The following is a 2,043-nucleotide window of genomic DNA, read 5'->3' as shown; positions in this document are numbered from 1 at the left end:
CAACTTCAAGCCACCAAGCCGCACGCCCGCGAAGCGAGCGCCACCGAGCTGTTGCCGGGCACCGCAATCGAGCACGAGGAGCGGCAATGAGAAGAATCGGACGTACTCGGGCAATGCTTGTCGTCGCCCTCGTCGCGTGGACGGGACTGTTCGGCGAATCAGCGTTGGCCTCGGCTGACCCGGCCCCGACATCCCCTTCAGGCGGTTCAGCTCTCGATCACGTCGAGGAGATCAACGCCCGTCAGCTGACTATGTACGTCTACTCGGCTGCGATGGACAAGGTGATTCCGCTCGAGGTGATTCGGCCGGCAGACACAAGTGCGCCCCGGCCGACCCTCTATCTACTCAATGGCGCCGGCGGAGGCGAGGACACGGCGACGTGGCAGACACGGACAGACGTCGTCGACTTCTTCGGCGACAAGAACGTCAACGTCGTCAACCCGATCGGCGGTGCCTACAGCTACTACACCGACTGGGAGAAGCCCGATCCTGTTCTCGGACTGAACAAGTGGACCACATTTCTCACCCAGGAGTTGCCACCGATCGTCGATGCCACGCTCGGGACTACGGGTACGAATGCCGTTGCCGGATTGTCGATGGCAGGTACCTCGGTTCTGAGCCTGGCCGAGGCGGCGCCATCCGTTTACCGTGCCGTCGGTGCTTTCAGCGGGTGTGCCGAGACGAGTACTCAACCCGGTCAGGACTACGTGAGATTCGTGGTCGGATTCCGCGGCGGCAACGTGGACAACATGTGGGGTCCTCCCGGCGGTCCGGGCTGGGTAGCCAACGATCCTGTGGTCAACGCCGAGAGATTGCGGGGGGTCGACCTCTACATCAGCAATGGATCGGGCCTGCCCGGCCCACACGAGAATCTGGGCGGACCGATGGTCGACGGCGACCTCGGCGTTCTGGCGAACCAGGTGATCGTGGGTGGAGTCATCGAGGCTGGGACGAACCAGTGCACCCAGCGTTTGGCCGAGCGGCTCGACTCCTTGGGCATCCCGGCCACCTATGATTTCCGGGCAACTGGCACTCACTCTTGGGGTTACTGGCAGGACGATCTTCACAACTCGTGGTCGATGATTGCCGCGTCGATCGGTGCGCGTTAGCCGGCGAACCCTGGGGTCGGTGGCTGAGTTGTTTCTCACTCCGGGACACTCTTGCCGAACCTAGCCGACCGAACTGCAGGTCAGCGGCGTTATAGTCGCCTCATGAGTTCAGAAACACTCGCTCCCCTCGACACCGACGTACTTGCGCGCAGGTTTGCGTGCCTGGGTGATCCGACGCGGCTGCGAGTGCTCCGACTTGCTGCCGGCGGTCCGATCGACGTCGACACGATTGCACACGCCGCATCACTCGAGCCGTCGGCGTTGCGTGCCCACCTCGAGGCCTTGATCGAGGTCGGTTTTGTCGAGGCTTCGGTGCGTGAAGGCACTTCGGTTGTCAGTGTTGCCGGAACGGCATACTCCGATCTGATGGCAGCGGCCGCCGTCGTGGCTGCTCGTGGTCCGGTCGAAGACACACTGGGAGTTCTTCCCGATGACGTGGTGGTGCGCCGCATGGAATCCGGCGACTGGGATGCCGTCCGCTCGATCTACCGCGAAGGAATCGACACCGGAACCGCGACGTTCACCACCTCGGTGCCATCCGCCGAGAAGCTCGACGCGCAATGGTTACCCGATCATCGATGGGTGGCCGAGATCGACGGCCGCGTCGAAGGCTGGGCGAGCCTCAGCCCGGTGTCCTCGCGAGACTGCTACCGCGGGGTCGCCGAGAACTCCATCTACATCGGTAGCGGCGCTCGCGGGCGCGGCGTGGGCAAGCTGCTGCTTCGCCGACAGGTGCAAGCCGCCGACGCCAGTGAGATCTGGACAGTGCAGTCGTCGATTTTCCCGGAGAACCGGGCAAGCGTCGCCTTGCACCAGGCCGTCGGATTCCGAGTCGTCGGCACTCGCTCGCGCATCGCTCAACTGGGTGGGCGGTGGCGTGACACGTTGTTCCTCGAACGTCGCAGCGAGGACGCTGACATCTGAGAAGAGACGC

2 protein-coding genes are annotated in these 2,043 nt (G+C 63.7%); both read left to right on the top strand.

Annotated elements, in window-relative coordinates; genetic code table 11:
* Positions 1-86: 86 nt before the first annotated feature.
* The gene (locus RHP72_RS16325; protein ID WP_311093598.1) at positions 87-1,109 is read left to right on the top strand and encodes an alpha/beta hydrolase family protein; all 1,023 of its coding nucleotides are present in this window, start codon (positions 87-89) and stop codon (positions 1,107-1,109) included.
* Between the two features lie 102 nt (positions 1,110-1,211).
* Positions 1,212-2,033: a GNAT family N-acetyltransferase gene (locus RHP72_RS16320; protein ID WP_311093597.1), complete on the top strand. Its 822-nt coding sequence runs from the start codon at positions 1,212-1,214 to the stop codon at positions 2,031-2,033.
* The last annotated feature ends 10 nt before the right edge of the window (positions 2,034-2,043 follow it).

Origin of the sequence: Rhodococcus sp. SG20037 (assembly GCF_031763325.1) — a bacterium.
Taxonomy (GTDB): domain Bacteria; phylum Actinomycetota; class Actinomycetes; order Mycobacteriales; family Mycobacteriaceae; genus Rhodococcus_F; species Rhodococcus_F qingshengii.
This window is presented reverse-complemented; position numbering and strand designations above follow the sequence as displayed.